Annotated in this window: 11 protein-coding genes; 8 read left to right on the top strand and 3 right to left on the bottom strand. The window is 41.1% G+C overall.

The genetic code is table 11. From position 1 onward, the window contains the following. Positions 1–182: 182 nt before the first annotated feature. From aceE to lpdA, 3 genes are read left to right on the top strand one after another with little or no spacing between them, the layout of a single operon-like run. Positions 183–2,846, top strand: a complete 2,664-nt coding sequence (aceE, locus tag H8S90_RS23450) for a pyruvate dehydrogenase (acetyl-transferring), homodimeric type (protein WP_187340203.1) — start codon at positions 183–185, stop codon at positions 2,844–2,846. Positions 2,847–2,871: 25 nt separating this feature from the next. Continuing rightward, on the top strand, positions 2,872–4,293 hold the full coding sequence (locus tag H8S90_RS23445) for a 2-oxo acid dehydrogenase subunit E2 (protein ID WP_187340202.1): 1,422 nt from the start codon (positions 2,872–2,874) through the stop codon (positions 4,291–4,293). Between the two features lie 34 nt (positions 4,294–4,327). Continuing rightward, entirely contained in the window at positions 4,328–5,764 is a 1,437-nt protein-coding gene (gene lpdA / locus H8S90_RS23440) for a dihydrolipoyl dehydrogenase (RefSeq protein ID WP_187340201.1), read from the top strand. Positions 5,765–5,883: 119 nt separating this feature from the next. Here the strand turns inward: lpdA and H8S90_RS23435 are convergent, their stop codons facing one another. From H8S90_RS23435 to H8S90_RS23425, 3 genes are all read right to left on the bottom strand, one after another. Then, the gene (locus H8S90_RS23435) at positions 5,884–6,567 is read right to left on the bottom strand and encodes a sterol desaturase family protein (RefSeq protein ID WP_255501715.1); all 684 of its coding nucleotides are present in this window, start codon (positions 6,565–6,567) and stop codon (positions 5,884–5,886) included. Positions 6,568–6,641: 74 nt separating this feature from the next. Beyond that, positions 6,642–7,193, bottom strand: a complete 552-nt coding sequence (locus H8S90_RS23430; protein WP_187340199.1) for a hypothetical protein — start codon at positions 7,191–7,193, stop codon at positions 6,642–6,644. 106 nt (positions 7,194–7,299) lie between these two features. Then, positions 7,300–8,556, bottom strand: a complete 1,257-nt coding sequence (locus H8S90_RS23425; protein WP_187340198.1) for an MFS transporter — start codon at positions 8,554–8,556, stop codon at positions 7,300–7,302. 574 nt (positions 8,557–9,130) lie between these two features. On the opposite strand from H8S90_RS23425, the gene H8S90_RS23420 reads away from it, so the two are divergent. The 5 genes from H8S90_RS23420 to H8S90_RS23400 all read left to right on the top strand — a co-directional run bounded on the left by H8S90_RS23420 (position 9,131) and on the right by H8S90_RS23400 (position 18,582). After that, positions 9,131–9,835, top strand: a complete 705-nt coding sequence (locus H8S90_RS23420; protein WP_187340197.1) for a metallophosphoesterase — start codon at positions 9,131–9,133, stop codon at positions 9,833–9,835. 383 nt (positions 9,836–10,218) lie between these two features. Then, a complete protein-coding gene (gene epsC / locus H8S90_RS23415) occupies positions 10,219–11,028 on the top strand; it encodes a serine O-acetyltransferase EpsC (protein ID WP_187340196.1) in 810 nt (269 codons plus the stop codon). Positions 11,029–11,213: 185 nt separating this feature from the next. Then, entirely contained in the window at positions 11,214–12,089 is an 876-nt protein-coding gene (cysM, locus tag H8S90_RS23410) for a cysteine synthase CysM (RefSeq protein ID WP_187340195.1), read from the top strand. Between the two features lie 115 nt (positions 12,090–12,204). Then, complete coding sequence (locus H8S90_RS23405; RefSeq protein WP_187340194.1) at positions 12,205–12,651, top strand: DoxX family protein; 447 nt, start codon at positions 12,205–12,207, stop codon at positions 12,649–12,651. 414 nt (positions 12,652–13,065) lie between these two features. Further along, entirely contained in the window at positions 13,066–18,582 is a 5,517-nt protein-coding gene (locus H8S90_RS23400; protein WP_187340193.1) for an alpha-2-macroglobulin, read from the top strand. The last annotated feature ends 4 nt before the right edge of the window (positions 18,583–18,586 follow it).

The following is an 18,586-nucleotide window of genomic DNA, read 5'->3' as shown; positions in this document are numbered from 1 at the left end:
ATGGATGTCTTCATACTCATGCCCAATTATTCGTCTAATCTACTTTTTTACAAACAATTCGATGATGGCTTAGTTAAATGCTAAGATGGGGTGTTATACTTGTCACCGGTACAAATACCTGCTACCACGGATAAAATATTGTATAGGGGAAATTTAAGTGTTAAAAAACGTAAACATATCGCATGTCTGAAAATAAGAATGAGATTGCCGTAGAGAATAGAGAGTGGCTGGAATCGATCAGATGGGTGATCGATAACCAGTCGGCCGAACGTGCAGAAGAATTAATTGAACTGATACGGCAAGAAGCTATAAAACGAGGTGTAAAACCTGAACATCAACTCCATAGCCCTTATGTAAATTCTATTCCCCCAATAGAAGAATTACCTTATCCCGGTGATTTGGAGATGGAAGAGAAGCTTATCGGGATAATGCGTTGGAATGCGATGGCCATGGTGTTGAAAGCGAATAAGTTAGAAGATGGGATTGGTGGTCATATATCAACCTATAATTCTATTGCTGATCTTTTTGAAGTGGGGTTTAATCATTTTTTTCGGGGAGGTGATGACGGAGTGCCTGACATGGTATATTTTCAGGGGCATGCAGCTCCGGGGGTATATGCACGGGCTTTTTTAGAAGGTAGGTTAACAGAAACGCAGCTGGAAAACTATCGTAGAGAGCTTAATCCTGCCGGGGGATTACCTTCTTATCCGCACCCCCGCTTTATGGGTGAATTTTGGAATAACCCCACCGTATCTATGGGCTTGGCACCATTGATGGCAGTGTATCGGGCGCGCTTTAATAAGTATTTGATAAACCGAGGATTAATTGAAAAGAACGATCAGAAAGTTTGGGTGTTTATAGGTGATGGAGAAATGGATGAGCCAGAATCTACTGCAGCTTTATCCATAGCTGCACGCGAGAAATTAGACAACCTGATCTTTATCGTTAACTGTAATTTGCAGCGCCTGGATGGACCTGTGAGAGGTAACAGTAAAATTGTTCAAGAACTGGAAGGGGTTTTTAAAGGCTATGGTTGGAATACCCTGAAGTTACTTTGGGGAAGCGATTGGGATCCACTGTTCGAACAAGATGAAGCCGGTGAGCTGACGCAGTTACTAACGGAGCTTCCTGATGGACAGTTCCAGAAATTTGCTTTTACCGATGGCGCTTACCTCCGTGAACATTTATTCGGCAAAAGCGAGCGACTTAAAAAATTGGTGAAGGATTATTCCGATAAGGAGCTTTTCCGCCTGAAAAGGGGCGGACATGATCTTTTAAAAATATTCAATGCATACCATGCGGCCACTGATCATACAGGGCAACCTACGGTAATACTTGCGCAAACCATTAAAGGTTACGGACAAGGTAAATCCGGAGAAGCCAGTAACGTGACCCATCAACAGAAGAAAATGAGTGTAGACGACCTGAAGCAATTTCGGGATCGCTTTGGTATAGCACTTTCAGACGAACAGTTGGATGAACTGCCCTTTATCCACCCCGGTAAAAATAGTGATGAGGTTAAATATGTATTAAAACAGCGAAAAGAAGCCGGTGGTTCTTTACCAAAACGTGAAGATAAAAGCGACCATCTGAAAGAACCTGATCCAGCTTCCTTTGAGCGTTTCTATAAAGGTTCTGGAGAGAAAAAGGTAGCCACAACGATGGCCATGGTGCAGTTGATGAGTAGACTGATCAACGATAAAGAAATAGGAAAATTGATTATACCGATTATTCCAGATGAATCGCGGACCTTCGGTATTGACGCTTTATTCGGAAGAATTGGTATCTACGCTTCTGACGGGCAACTGTATGAACCGGTCGATAAGAGCAGTATTATGTTCTATAAAGAGGATAAAACCGGCGTAATATTGGAGGAAGGTATTACGGAAGCTGGAAGTATGGGGTCCTTTATTGCAGCGGGTTCTGCCTATGCCTCCCTTGGCATCAATACCATTCCTTTCTTTTTCTTTTACTCGATGTTTGGTTTTCAGCGTATTGGCGACTTGATTTGGGCTGCAGCAGATGCAAAGGCAAAAGGTTTTATGATTGGCGGTGTTTCGGGGCGAACCACGCTGCCGGGAGAAGGACTTCAACATACTGATGGCCATAGCCAAGTGTTTGCCCTATCCGTACCCTGCTTACAGGCCTATGATCCGGCTTTTGCTTATGAGATTGCCGTTATCGTACAGGATGGAATCAAACGAATGTATCGGGATAAAGAGAATATATTTTATTACCTCACCGTAACCAATCAAACTTATGTCATGCCTGAAATGCCAAAAGATAGCAAAGAAGGCATTCTCAAGGGGATGTACCGTTTTAAAAAGTCTTCGGCAGGAAGAAGAAAGCGTAAAGCACATCTTTTTGGTAGCGGTGCTATTATGACAGAAGTATTGCAGGCGGCCGATTTGCTGGAGAAGGATTATAAGGTTTCCGTGGATATCTGGAGCATCACCAGTTATAAAGCTTTGTATGACGATGCCATTGATACGGAACGCAAAAATCGCCTGCGAGGACAATTGAATAAGGAAAGAAATTATATCCAACAATGTTTGAAGGACGAAAAAGGAGCCTTCGTTGCCGCAACGGATTATTTAAAGAATTTACCTTTAGCGATCGACCGATGGTTTCCGGAAAGGCTTGCCGTGCTCGGAACGGATGGTTTCGGTAGGAGCGATTCTTATCGCGATATGCGCAAACATTTCGAGGTAAACTTCGAGCAGATTGCCTTTGCCGTACTCTATGAACTGGCTTTATCTGGAGATATGCCCGCAAGTGAGCTCAAAAAAGCAGCTAAAGACTTGCATATTGATGCCGACAAGGTTGATCCACGAGAATTTAATTAACAAGAAATTTAAAATCCAAATAAACATGGCCAAAGAAATTAAACTTCCCCAAATATCTGAAGGTGTAGATAGTGCTGAAGTTGCAGAAGTGATGGTGTCTGCTGGCGATACCATCAGCGAAGGTGACTCGATGATTGCTGTAGAAACCGATAAAGCGTCGGTGGAAGTGCCGAGTACTGCCAGCGGTAAGATAAAAGAGGTGAAGGTAAAGGAGGGGGGCGAAATTAAAGTGGGAGACGTTATAATTGTGCTGGAAGAGGGCGATGACGATAGCGATGAAGAGAAAGAAGCGTCAACAGATGAAAAGGATGAGGATGCCGAGGCCGAAAAGGAGCAAGCCAACGCAGAAGAAGACAGCGATGAAGATGAGGGAGATGTGGAGGAGGATACGGATAAAAAAGAGGATGACGATTCATCCGGTGATGAGGATGCTGCCGATGGAGAAGAGGGAAGTGATGAGGGAAAGGAGAAAGATGATGAAGAAGAAGATGCCGGGCAGGATAAAGAGGTAAAAGCGCAGCAGGAACAGCCAGAAGATAAAAAGAAAGAGGATGAAAAAGAATATAGCGCTGTAGCGGCTTCTCCATCCGTAAGAAGATTGGCAAGAGAGCTGGGAGTTGATATTCAATCGATTAAGGGTAGTGGGGAAAAAGGGAGGATTAATGAAGGGGATGTGAAGGCAGCAAAGTCGGGAGATAATACCAAAAAACAAACGCCTGCAGCAGCGGATCTTCCGGATTTCAGTAAATGGGGGAGTGTTGAAAGGCAAAAGATGTCGAGTATCCGTAAGGCCACTGCCAAAAGCACTAGCGGTTCCTGGACACAGATACCACATGTAACACAGTTTGATCAAACGGATATTACGGATTTGGAAGCATACCGCAAAAAAATGCAGGAGAAGGCAACTGATGTAAAAATTACGGTTACAGCTATACTTGCCAAAATAGTTGTAAGTGCATTACAGCGTTTTCCGACCTTTAATTCGAGTCTGGATATCGCCAATAAGGAGATCATCCTGAAACATTATTACCATATAGGTATTGCCGTAGATACCGAAAAAGGACTACTGGTGCCTGTGATAAAAGATGCAGACAAAAAAAGCATATACGAGATAGCTGCTGAAATTACAGCGCTCTCAGAAAAGGCCAGAGATCAAAAACTTTCGCCGGAAGAAATGCAGGGAGGCACTTTTGTTATTTCAAATTTGGGAGGAATTGGCGGCACGCAATTTACGCCAATCGTTTATCATCCACAGGTGGCCATATTAGGTGTATCGCGTGCCGTGATTCAGCCGGTATATATCGACGACGCGTTTCAACCACGACAAATATTGCCGCTTAGTCTTTCATACGATCACCGAGTGATCGATGGTGCAGCGGGAGCTAAGTTTTTACGATGGATAGGCGATGCCATAGAGGATCCATTAAAGGCCATATTGGGAAGTTAAACGATGCATTTACGTTAATAAGCATTTGCTCATCATGAAAGATACCGAAGAGAAAAACGGCAAACAGGAAAGTAAAAAACACAAGGTGGTGGTCATTGGTGCCGGGCCGGGAGGATATGCAGCAGCTTTTAAAGCAGCTGACCTGGGGATGGATGTTACATTGGTAGACCCAGCGGCTAATCCGGGAGGGGTATGTTTATACCGAGGTTGTATTCCGTCTAAAGCACTGCTGCATCTGGTTAAAATACAAGAAGAAGCGTTAAAAGCGGGGCAATATGGTATTCAATTTGCTAAACCCAAAATTGATCTTACCAAAGTCAGAGCATGGAAAGAAAGTGTGGTTGAAAAGCTTACGGGAGGGCTTGGTCAGCTCTCAAAAAGCAGAAAGGTGAAGTATGTAAAAGGTACGGCGCGTTTTCTCAGTAACAGTGAAATCGAAATAAAGTCGAATAACAATAGGAAGTCGAAAATAGCTTACGACAATGCCATTATTGCGGTTGGGTCGACACCCGCAACGCTTCCGGATGTAGCGATAGACCACCGATATGTGATTGATTCTACCGATGCCCTGAAATTGGAGAAAATCCCGAAAGAGCTTTTGGTGATCGGTGGGGGCTATATCGGCTTGGAACTAGGCAGTGTATATGCAGCGCTGGGGGCAAACGTGTCTATTGCTGAAATGGCTTCTGGTTTTCTTCCGGGAGTTGATAAAAACCTGGTTGATGTGCTGTATAGAGAGACTAAATCACGGTATAAGGAACTGTGGTTCAATACCGAAATCAGTGATATAAAAGTCGTCAACCGAAAAGTTGAGGTAGCCTTTTCTAAAGATAACAAAGAACAGAAAAAGAAATATGATCAGGTATTAGTGGCTATCGGTAGGAGGCCTAACACGCAAAATCTTGGATTGGAAAAAGTGGGAATTGCACTTAACGAGAAAGGTTTTATTCCCGTAAACATGCAGCGACAAACTAATAAACAACATATTTATGCTATCGGTGATGTGACTGGAGAACCCATGCTTGCTCATAAGGCGAATAGGGAAGGAATTGTTGCTGCTGAATATATTGCCGGTCATAAAGGGGCTGGTTATGATCCTGTTAGTATGCCTGCGGTAGTTTTTACCAACCCTGAAATTGCCTGGTGCGGTTTAACCGAAATGGAAGCCAAAGAAAAGAATAAGGACTACAAGGTGCTCAAGTTTCCCTGGTCGGCTTCCGGAAGAGCGGCAACTATGGGTACAGGCAACGGACTTACTAAATTGCTGGTGGAAAAAGATAGTGGCAGAGTGTTGGGTGGAGGCATAGTGGGGAAAGAGGCCGGGAGTTTAATTACTGAAATTGTTTTGGCTATGGAAATGGGCAGTACCGTGGAAGATCTGGCTTTAACCATCCATCCGCACCCAACCCTATCTGAAACCATTATGGAAAGTGCCGAAATGTTTTTTGGCAAGGCAACGCATTTTGGGTAATTCCATGGTTTATTGTTAGCGAAAAAAGTTCAGGAACTGCTTGCATTTGACTAGCGTGAACGTATAATTCGCGGCTCATGATAGGTAAACGGTAAAGGTAACCGGGGCGTCGGTATCTTTTAACGATAGGTGCCAAAAATTCTGTCCCATATGCTGGTATAAAATCCAAAATTGTGGTTCATATCTTCGTGGTGTTTATGATGGAACGTAGATGTCCCTAAATACCTAAAAAGCAAACTTTTCCTTGTGCGCTGTGCAAAAGGTTCGAAGCCCAGATGTCCGACAATGCCGAACAGCACATTTATAATCAAATAGGCAATGATAGCGTAAATGCTGAAATTGCCGATTAAAAGCAAACCAATCCATAACATACCGAAAGCTATTGTTTCAATCGGATGAAGAACAAAAAGATCGATGGGCTGCGGATGTACAGATAGATGATGCAGAGCGTGTATGCTTCGATGAAGAAATGTGCGGTGTATCACATAGTGGAAAATATACATCAGAAAATCCATCGCGAAAAAAAGAAAGATTAAGTGGCCGATTATCCGGAAAGTGTAGTTGAAATCTATGGTTATAAACCCTTTTCGCCAAAGGGAAAAGCCAATGAGGGTAACGAATGTATTGATCAATACCGTACAACCACTGATTAACCAATCTTTTCTATTAGCTGCTTTAATTTGACGGTGATGACGTTTTAACAGAATGTTACCAAAGCCAATAGCTAAACCGAAGATCAACAAGTTTAGTAAGAGAAAGATCACTAAACATTCGTAAATAGCGCATTGGCTTATTTGTTTCAAAAAAAAATACACTTCTATTTTTATTTAACGCTTATATATAACAGCCAAGATACGAAATGTGGGTTAAATATGGATTAGAAATGATGGCTGAAACCAGCTCCGATAATTAGCCCATTGCCATAGACAGGGCTATTTGCAAGTCTGTCGGCACGTGCTCCGGTACCCATAGCACCAATTTCCAGGTATTGCACAAAATCTGGAGCAAGATTAAAGGCCACGCCTATTAAACCATAACCTCCACTTTTAAAACTTTCAGCTGAAAAAGTACTGTGCGGAAACATGAATACGCCTCCTGCTTCTCCATAGGTGCTTAACTTGCCTTCAATGATGCTTTTTCTGGCAACAACACCTAAACGATTACTGAAAAAACCTTGCCAGGTAGACCCGCCATCGGGTAGGGGCATATCCATCCAGTTGATGCCTGCATGCAAACGAAAAGCAATACGTCCATTAGCAAAATATGGTGAGGTGAAATTGGCCTCAACACCGAAATCCCGGTGTAATTGGTTTATTGCTATTCCTGCGGCAAATTTGGTGGAAACATCATCAAAGGTAGATTGTGCAGATGCATTAGCAGATAACAATAAAAATGGCAGCGAATATAGTAACTTCCTTATACACATCATTTAACGTTTATTTAGCAACAATTTACAAATGGTCTTTACCTGTTAAACGTTTCAGTTTACAGGGTATTGTTTTTACGGTCTGTTTAAACTCGTTGCTTAAAAATTTTTAACCTACCTCCATTTCTTCTGCCGGTTTGATCTCCTTTTTTTTCGCTCCCAATTGCATGAGTACCGGTACGCAAAATGATACGGCACCAATGATACTGATAATGCTGCCGAGTATCACAAAAGTCCTGCTTATCCCTATGTTATCAGCAATAAAACCGGTACTTAATAAGCCAATCATGGAAGGAAGTAGCGCTATGCTGAAAAACATGGAAAATACACGTCCGAGCATGGTTGGGTCAATTTTTTCCTGTATAATAGTTGTAAAACAGGCATTGTACACGGATGCTGCTATTCCTCCAAGTGTTGTTAGTACAACAAAGATGAGGAAACCGCCACTTGGCAGCAATCCGGAGATGGCCAAGGTAATACCCAAAAGAAGGTGCATGCAATTAATGATGATCACTTTGTTCATCGTGGGCTTAAATATACCGAGTAAACCACCACCGGCTAACATACCAATTCCCCATACGACTTCTATAACGCTCATTTCAAATTTTCCACCGCCAAAATGCTGTAGGGTAAGCAGTGGAAAAAGTACGGCTACCGGCATGATACAAAAGGTTGCTAAGATCGAAAAAAGAAACATATAAGATAAACCCTTATTGCTCGTTACCCCTTTTATACCTAATGAAATGTCACGCAATACCTGTTTGATGCTGGATTTTTCTTGTAGTGAGCGTGACGGATTGGGAATTTTTACAAAGAATAGGGATGTGATGGCAATAATTGCTCCAGCGATGTCTAACAATAGAACTTGTCCAATATCCATTAATCCAATGGCTAAAGCACCTAAGGCTGGTCCTGCAACATTGGAAACCGACTGAATAATCTGATTGATACCAGCTATGCGGAGTAATTCGGATTCGGGCGCCAATAGAGGTACAGAAGCCTGCATAGCTGGCATATGAAAGGCAGAACCCAGGGAACGCATACCCAAAAGCAGGTAAATATATAGCAGTTCAAAATGACCCATATAAAAAAGAACAGACATGATCAGCGTACAGATGGCTATGAAGCCGTCGGCAACAATCATGGTGCGTTTACGGTCCCAACGATCGATATAAACGCCGGCAAATGGGCCAATGAGCGCCTGCGGTAGAAGTGCCGCAATAGCTGCGTACGCCAATACTTCAGCGGAGCCGGTTTCAAGGCTTAACCAAATAATAATAGCAAAATTAACGGCCGAACTGCTTAGTAACGACATAAATTGCCCCGTCCAAATAATGGCAAAAGTTTTTTTCCAGGAGTTTTGCATGGTATAGCGTATATTGAACTTACTTAAATGCTATACATATAGCATAAGAAAGTTAATGATAAATGAAGACGTTATTTAAAGTAGATTGTTTCAGGACTGCTCCTGAAAAAAGGAAAAGACCAAGGATTAATTCCCTTGTCTTATTACCAAGCCTTGAAGGCCAAGGTTTTATTTGAATTGATCAGCTTCATTGAAGTAAATGTTTTATTACCAGGCAAAAATAGCGCTTATTTTAATTAAAATGAAATTATGATGTTTTTAACAAGGGCCTTTTACGATTGCCCGGCTTCTTTTGACGGTGTTTAAAGGTAGATGAGCAATTTGTTGTTATATAAAATTTTTATTACAAATAGTTGATTGTCTTTGTTTTACAATTGTTTTTCTGTATTTTTCTATGAAGTTATAATTGCGTATGGCTGTAATGCTGTTTAACAGATGAAACCTGCCTGAGCTAGCGTTAACAAGATGTTATAATAAACCAGCTCATGCAAGCTTCATTGCCATTGAAAAAATAAACCGGGTGTAAAGGTTTCATTTATTCCATTGAATCCTACACGCATAAATAATTATGCTAATGAGAATTTTAGCCGTTGGAGATTTACATGGGAGGCCTTTCTGGCGAAATATAGATTTCAATAATTACGAGAAAATCGTCTTTATAGGAGATTATGTGGATGGTTACGTTTACCGTGATGAAGAAGTCTACGATAACCTTACCCAATTAATCGAAGCGAAAATAAAATACCCGGAAAAAATAGTGTTGTTACTGGGTAATCATGATATTCAATACATGCATTATCCCAATTACCGATGCTCAGGTTTTCGGATGAGTATGCAAAAACAACTGACAGCGATATTTGATCAATATAAAAATCTTTTTCAAATAGCTTTTCAATTAAAGCAATACCTATTTACGCACGCCGGTGTGAGCAGTAAATGGTACGATGATCTGCTAAAGTATGTTGATGTACAATGTCCGACATTCCGTTTCGATCAATTCGAGACCCTAGCTGAGGCACTTAACGCTTTGGATCAAACTTTAGCACGGGATATGTTGCACCAAATTAGCGTTTACAGAGGAGGAACAGCGAATCATGGGGGAGTCACCTGGGCAGACAAGATAGAATTAGAGCACCCTTTACAGGGCTATTTTCAGCTAGTAGGACATACCCCAGTTTCCACCATACAACAATTGGATATAGATGCTGATACATCCGTAACATTTATTGATGTATTAGGGACGGAAGAGAAATTTTATGAATTGTCGATTGCCTTTTAAGCCCTGTTTATTAGCTGCCGTTTAAATTTATATGGTAAAACCGTTTACAAAAATTGATCATTTTAGTTTTACGATGGTATATTGAGCTGATTGTTGATCGTTGCTCCTTTGCTATTGATTGGCTATTGATATCCTAAAACTATTTAGCAAAAATCATGTAAGGAATAGAAAAGCAAGTAGATAAGTGGGATTTAGCCGGTATTATCGAAGATAATGGCTTGCAAAAAACAATTATTGGGTTGTGTTTTTTCATGAAATTGTGAGCAAAAGGTAACAAAAAACATTAATATTATATTCAGCAAACAATAACGGCTGTATTTTTTGTGATAAATTTCTTTCCTTTACGCTAGAATCTAATATGTATCATTTAAGACGAGAATTGTATGAGCGAAGACTTCCTTCTTCACATTCATAATAGACAAAATCGGATGGAAGTGGTGCCTTCTAACGATATTATTGCAGGATGGGCTTTCGACTTGCTAGATCTGATTTATCCGGAGCGTAAGGCCTTACCCAAATACTCTTTGCAAGAAGTAAAGGCTTTGTTTCAAAAACTAGAGCTGGAACTAGTCAAGCTGCTTGACGTTACCAAGGCTTGTAATGATGCTAATAATCAGTTAGTGGCCAAAAATTTTTTTGAGGCTATCCCGGAGTTGTATCGGGTGATGAACACCGATGTAGAGGCTATTTTGGAGGGAGACCCTGCGTCGAGAAGTGAATTTGAGATTATTCGCACCTACCCTGGATTTCTGGCCATTTCTTTATATCGATTGGCGCATGCCCTACTGAAATTGGATGTTCCATTGATACCTAGAATCTTAACAGAACGGGCACATTCGCTTACAGGGATAGATATACACCCCGGCGCACAAATTGGAGAATACCTATATATTGACCACGGCACAGGAATCGTCATTGGAGAAACAAGTATCATAGGAGATCATGTGAAACTTTATCAGGGCGTAACATTAGGTGCCTTGAGTGTTGAAAAATATATGGCTAATATCAAAAGGCATCCCACTATAGAAGACCATGTAATTATTTATGCGGGAGCAACTATTTTAGGTGGCGAAACCATAGTTGGGCGTGATTGTATTATTGGAGGGAATGTATGGCTTACCAAAAGCGTTCCTCCGGGGGCTACCGTTTATCATCAATCTACGGTAAAAGTCATCGAGGCCAATAAGGCCTAAAACCGCATAAATGCCGTGGCACCGATGCGCTAATCAATCAAATAGAAAGCTATTTTATCGATGATTTTCGTAAACGGCATATGAGCGTTCAAAAAAAGCAATTATTTCTTGGCTTTTGTCATTTAACCGTTGTTCTAAATGCTGCGCATTTTAGCTAAGTTTGTAGTTAAAGCAATCACATGATTATGGGAAAATTAATAGAAAATATAGGAAATACCCCCTTGGTAGCCATACAACGCTTAAACACCAATCCCAATGTACAGCTATTTGCAAAATTAGAAGGAAATAATCCCGGTGGAAGTGTGAAAGACCGAGCTGCGCTTAATATGATAAGAAGTGCTATGGAACGGGGAGAAATTGACCAAAAAACACGTTTAATTGAAGCTACCAGCGGTAATACCGGAATAGCCCTGGCCATGATAGCGGCTATTTATGGTTTGGATATCGAGTTGGTAATGCCTTCCAATTCTACTAGAGAACGTACATTGACCATGGAGGCTTTCGGCGCTAAAGTGACGTTATTGGAATCTATCGAGATATGTAGAGATTATGCGGAAGAAAAAGGACAAAAAGAGGGTTATTTCATATTAAATCAATTTGCTAACCCGGATAATTATTTGGCACATTATAAAACAACCGGACCAGAAATCTGGCGAGACACAGCAGGTAAGATTACACATTTTGTAAGTTCAATGGGTACAACCGGGAGTATAATGGGTAATTCTATGTTTCTTAAAGAGAAAAATCAGGCGATAGAGATTATTGGATGCCAACCAACGGAAGAATCTTCGATTCCGGGTATCCGGAGATGGCCACCGGAATATCTACCCAAAATTTTTGATCCCTCTAGGGTAGATCGTATTATTGATGTTTCGCAACAACAGGCAACGGAACGTGCCAGACAGTTGGCAAAAGACGAAGGTATTTTTGTAGGTATGAGTACCGGTGGGGCCTTACATGTTGCCTTACAGGTGGCTGAAGAGTTGGACGAAGGAATTATCGTTTTTATAGCCTGTGACAGGGGAGACAGGTATTTAAGTAGTGATCTGTTTGATAAATAGTTGTTTGCGTCTTAAAAAAATTCCTTTCTCGCAGCTAGCAGAAGTAAACTTGTAACATAAAATAACAATTATTTTTTGTTAACTTTATAATAACCAATTAGAAAAGGAGGTTATTATGAACCTGATTCACAGGGTAGAGCATTGGGGAGATACGCATCATCCCCGCTGGCTTGACGTTTTAAGGATTATTTTGGGCATTGCCATTTTTGCCAAAGGCGTTAGCTTTATAGCAGATACAGACGCGGTTGCTAAGCTTGTAGAGCGTACGCACTTTCAGTTATCTACATGGTCTGTGGTACATTACATTGCTTTTGCACACCTGGTTGGAGGAATTTTGATTACATTGGGATTGCTTACGAGGGTAGCGGTTGCCTTCCAGTTGCCCATATTGATCGGTGCTGTTTTTTTTGTAAACATAACCAGCGAATTCACTTTTCTTAATTCAGAATTTTGGGTGTCTTTAATTGTGCTGGTTCTATTGATAGTTTTTTTCATTGTGGGCTCCGGACCGTACTCCATGGACCATACGATGCGAAAACCCGGATCGAAAAGATGGTTTTAACCCGATTCTGCATTTGGAATTTAAATGAAATGTTATTAATAGCGGTGACAGAATGAATATCAGGGAAAAGGGCATCGCTGTAAAGGGGCGAATACGAATTCCGGACTTAAATACCTGAATTCAGGTATTTTTTATAACAGTTTGTTCATGTAGCTTTGTAGTAGAAAATAAAGGTTTCTATGAACAATAGTTGTATAATAAAAAGCTGCTTCCAAAAGAAGTGGCTTTTTTTATTCAAAAGGTTTGATATATTTATCAATGGAAATTGTATAAGTTAATAATAAATAAAAAAACCATATTTTGTTGTTAACAAATAGCAAACATATGTCCAGTATGTGTTTAAACCAGTTTTTAAACCGAAACAGAAACTTACAGATACCCTGATTGAAAATACTTACCCTTTAAGCAAAACCAATGAAAAGAACTAATTACCTAATAATTTGCCTCTTATCTTTTTTGTTTATATGCTTATCATGCAATAAGAAAAACAAGGATAACTTCAATTCCGATTTTTCGCTCTTTAAAGATTATATCGCTGAGTTTAGTGCAGGCATCATTTCTTCCAGTGCTGATATTCGTATAGTATTTGCCTTTAACAAGAAAGAATGGACCGCCAATCAAGAATTGGATCCAAAGTTATTTAAAATCGAACCAAAAATTGAAGGTAAGGTAATTGCATTGTCTCAAAATACGGTTGTTTTTAAACCAAAGGATCGTTTAAAACAGGATACCGAATATCGGGTTTCGTTTAATTTAGGTGAGGTGATCGATGTTCCGAAAGATCTCGCCAAGTTTAATTTCACAATAAGAACAATCCAACAAGATTTTGTAATGCTCACCAATGAATTACAGTCTTACAACGAGGATTGGCAGTACCTACATGCAATACTTCGAACGAACGATGATTTGAGTGCTCCCTTGGCGGCTAAAATTGTCCATGCAGAGCAAGACGGTAAAAAATTACCATTGCGTTTTGAACCGGCGAAATCAGGAACTGAATTCCGATTTATAGTTGACAGTATTAAGAGGCCAGCTGCTGATAGTGAGATAAAACTCGTTTGGGATGGTAAACCATTGGGTGTTGATCAAAAAGGGGATGAAGCCGTTGAAATCGCTGCAAAAGGTAATTTCAGGGTATTGAAGGTGAGTAAAGCCGGCGATAATGGGCAAACGATGTTGGTGAATTTTTCAGATCCAATAAAAAAGAATCAACATTTTGATGGTCTTGCCGTATTGGATTCAGTAGAGAACCTGACCTATAGTGTCGACGGGAATGTACTGAAGATTTTTTCGAACAATACCATTCATGGGGAACGGGTGTTGGAAATTTTTCAAGGCATAGAAAATGTATATGGAAATAAACTAAAAAAGAGCTATACCAAGAAAATTCTTTTTGAACAGACGAAACCGGGAGTACGGATGTTAAAAAACGGATCACTTTTACCAAGCTCAAGCAATCTTAAAGTGAATTTTGAAGCCGCCAACCTTAAAGCCGTCGACGTAAAGGTATACAAAATTTATCAAGACAATGTTTTACAGTTTTTACAGGATAATGATATCAATGGGAACTACAATTTGAGAAAAGTAGCCCTGCCTATTGCAAAGAAAAAATTGGAACTTACACATAATAAGCTCTATAATAATGGTAAATGGAATGTTTTTGCATTAGATTTAGCAGAGTTGGTTAAACCCGAACCGGGGGCAATCTATCACCTTGAGTTTAGTTATAAGAAGGCTTATTCGATCTATCCTTGCGGAACTAAATCGGATGATGAGATGGCGTTAGACGAGGATATACCCCTCGAAGATGAACAGGAGAATTTGCGTGGAAATAGTAATGCCGATGACTACACTTATTATGACGATTATAACTGGAAAGAACGGGACGACCCCTGTTCTAATTCCTATTATTATTATGATAATAAGGTGCATGCCAATATTTTAGCGACAGACCTCGGTGTGATCGCCAAAATGGGTAAAAATAATACCTACTTCTTTGCGGTCAACAATATCGTAACTACCGAACCTGTTGCGGGTGCAACCGTTGAGCTTTATGATTATCAGCAGCAACAGGTGGGCACCGGGCAGACAAATGGAGAGGGGATAGTCACTTTTGATGATACAAAGAGAGGATATTTTGTTATAGTAAAGAAAGATAAGCAGACTACTTATGTGAAGTTGGAAGAGGGACTTTCGCTTTCGCTCAGTAATTTTGACGTTTCGGGTACTGAACTTCAAAAAGGTCTCAAAGGATATATCTATGGCGAAAGAGGGGTATGGCGACCTGGCGATACGCTATTTCTATCATTTATGCTAAATGATCAGGCGAATAGGTTGCCATCTACGCACCCGATTAAATTAAGATTAACTGATCCGAATGGTAAACTCATCACGCAGGAGGTTCAAAAATATCAGGAATCGAATCATTATCGTTTTGTTATTCCCACCGATGCAGCATCTCCCACAGGGAATTGGGAAGCGATGGTGAGCGTTGGCGGTGCACGGTTTTATAAAACGGTGAAGATTGAGACGATTAAACCCAATCGTTTGAAAATCAAGAATAAATTGGCGGGTAAGTTGATAACGGCGGGCCGGCCTATCACCGACCAGATTGAGGTTATGTGGTTGCACGGAGCAGTAGCTAAGCAGCTGAAAGCAGAGATGCAAGCGAAATTCTATGCTACCAAGACCACATTTAAGGGGTATGATAACTATGTTTTTGATGATCCCGCGCGAAAGTTCAGCCCAGAAGAGGTGAATATTTTTTCAGGCAATTTAAACGAAGAGGGTAAGGCAACTATCGGCATAAAACCATCTTTACATACACAAGCGCCAGGCATGCTCAGGGCTTCTTTTATCACTAAAGTATATGAAAGCGGCGGCGATTTCAGTACGGATATAGCATCGGCTACCTATGCGCCCTATAACACTTATATAGGGCTAAAATTACCTGATAAAAACAAGTACGGAATGTTGGAAACAGGTAAAATGAACCGTTACGATATTGTATCGCTAGATGAGCTTGGGAAACCGAAAGCTACCCCAAATCTGGAAGTAAAAGTATATAAAGTGGAATGGCGTTGGTGGTGGGATGCGTCTAATGACAACTTATCCAATTATAGCGCTTCTTCCAGCAAAACTCCAGCAGAGCATTTTAAGATCAGCACCGGTGCGGATGGAAAAACAAGTGTTCAATTTAAAGTGGATGAGAACGACTGGGGGCGTTATTTTATCCAGGTAACTGATCTGGATGGAGGTCACACAACGGGTGAGACGGTGTTAATTGATTGGCCTTATTGGTCTGCCAAAACGAAAAACACGGATGCTACTAATGCGCATATGCTTGTTTTTTCTGCTGATAAAACAAGTTATCATGTGGGTGACAAAATGAAAGTTTCTTTTCCCTCAAGCGAAGGTGGTCGCGCATTGGTGTCTATTGAAAATGGTTCGGAGGTGATCGACACCCGTTGGGTGGAAACAACAAAGGGTGAAACACAATTGGAGATTCCGGTAACAGAAGGAATGGCTCCCAATGTATATATTCATGTGTCCTTATTGCAGCCACATGCTTCCACGTTAAACGATGCGCCGATCAGAATGTATGGTATTATTCCAATAGAAGTGCTGGATACCCAGACGGTATTGGAACCTGTATTAGCTATGCCCGATGTATTGCGGCCCGAACAGACGGTGAATATACAGGTGAAAGAGAAAAAAGGACGGAAGATGACTTATACGCTCGCCATAGTAGACGAGGGACTGCTCGATCTGACCCGTTTTAAAACGCCCAATGCCTGGGATAAGTTTTACTCGAAGGAAGCCTTGGGTGTCAGAACCTGGGATGTATACAATGACGTAATTGGTGCTTATGGTGGCAAAATAAACCAAGTATTTAGTATTGGAGGTGATGAGGATGTCGGCGGCGGCGAGGCCAAAAATGCCGATCGCTTTAAACCTGTGGTAATTTATTTAGGGCCCTTTAGTCTTCCAAAGAACGGGAATAATAACCATAAGATAAAAATACCAAACTATATAGGTTCCGTACGTACTATGGTCGTGGCAGGTGATGCGGAGCAAAGTGCTTACGGCAAGGCAGAAAAAGCGACTCCGGTGAGAGCGCCCCTCATGGTTCTGGCGTCACTCCCCAGAAAAGTGTCACCCTCAGAAAAGGTGACCTTGCCGGTCACTATTTTTGCTATGGAAAACCATGTGAAAAATGCTCAGGTACAGGTTAAAACAAGTGGAGGAATAAAAGTTGCAGGTAGCACAAGTCAGTCGGTCAGTTTTACACAGCCTGATGAAAAGATGCTGTATTTTGACCTTGAGATCGGAAATAATACGGGTGTCGGTAAAATAGAGGTCTTGGCCACGGCTGGCAATGAGAAAGCTTCGTATCCTGTTGAGATTGCTATTACTAATCCCAACCCGATAACGAACGACTATAAAGAACTAGTGTTAAAGGCAAATGAAGAACAGACAATAGCTTGGGAAACTTTTGGCGTGAATGGCACTAACCAAGCCTCTTTGGAAGTGTCATCATTTCCCTCAATTAATTTGAACAGTCGGCTGAACTATCTCATACAATATCCGCATGGTTGTTTGGAACAAACGATATCGAGCGTTTTTCCGCAATTGTATTTAGGCGAAATTGTCGATTTGGATAAAAGAAGGCAGCAGACTATTCAGCAACACGTAACAGAAGGTATTAACAAACTGGCGCATTATCAGCTTACCAATGGTGGTTTTGCTTATTGGCCAGGGCAGTCTGCCGCGGATGACTGGTCTACTTCCTATGCCGGACATTTTCTGCTGGAAGCTGCAGCGAAAGGTTATGTTCTTCCTTCCGATTTTAAAAATAAATGGATAGCCTATCAGCAAAGAGCATCCAAACAGTGGCGCATTGAAACGCACCGTGGTAGTGATTTTGCACAGGCTTATCGTCTATATACGCTTGCTGTAGCAGGTGCTCCAGATTTGGCCTCGATGAACAGATTACGTGAAACCGTTGGGATCTCAAATGAAGCTCGACTTCGATTAGCGGCTGCCTATGCTTTGGCAGGCCAAAAGAAGGCAGGTAATGACCTACTTGGCCAGAGTAGTATAGATAATACCAATAGCGCTTATCATGCTTTCTATTACGGCTCTCGGGAACGCAATCGGGCTATGGTTTTAGAGACTTTGATATTGTTAGGACAAAGCGCTAAAGCTTTTCCTTTAGCAACACAAGTTGCAAGAGATCTCTCTTCGGGTAATTGGATGAGTACCCAAACTACGGCGTATAGTCTCTACGCTATGGCAAAGTTTGCAAAAGTAAATGGCGGGGAAGGTATAAATGCATCATATAGCTATAAGGGAACACAGGAACAGCTAAAGAGTGAAAAAGCTTTTGCAGATCGTAAATTGGACGTCAAAGCGGGAGCAAATAGTCTGGTCATCAAAAATAACGACAAAAACTCGTTGTATGTCCGGCTACTTAATAGCGGCGTGCTGCCTGTTGGAGAAGAACAGGTGGTACAACGTAATTTGCAAGCGAACTTGCGATTTCAGGATAGAAAAGGAAATGCTATTGATATAACGGCTCTACCTCAGGGAACAGAATTCGTGGCAGAAGTTACCATTAAAAATCAGCGTTTAGACCGTGTAGAAAATATTGCATTAATGCAAATTTTACCTTCGGGTTGGGAAATCGTAAATACCCGATATACGGATTACGGTGCTTTCGGACAAAATAAGGCAGATTATATTGATATTAGAGATGATCGAACCTCCTTTTATTTTCATTTAAATGGTAGTGAAGCCCGTACATTTAAATTGTTGCTGAATGCTTCTTATCCAGGTAAATATTACTTGCCGGGAATACAATGCGAGGCCATGTACGATCATTCGTACCTCGTGAGAACGAAAGGACAATGGATATCGGTTGTCAAATGAGTAC

Origin of the sequence: Olivibacter sp. SDN3 (assembly GCF_014334135.1) — a bacterium.
Classification (GTDB): Bacteria; Bacteroidota; Bacteroidia; order Sphingobacteriales; family Sphingobacteriaceae; genus Olivibacter.
Note: the sequence above shows the minus strand (reverse complement) of the source record. Positions and strands in the feature narration are given on the sequence as shown.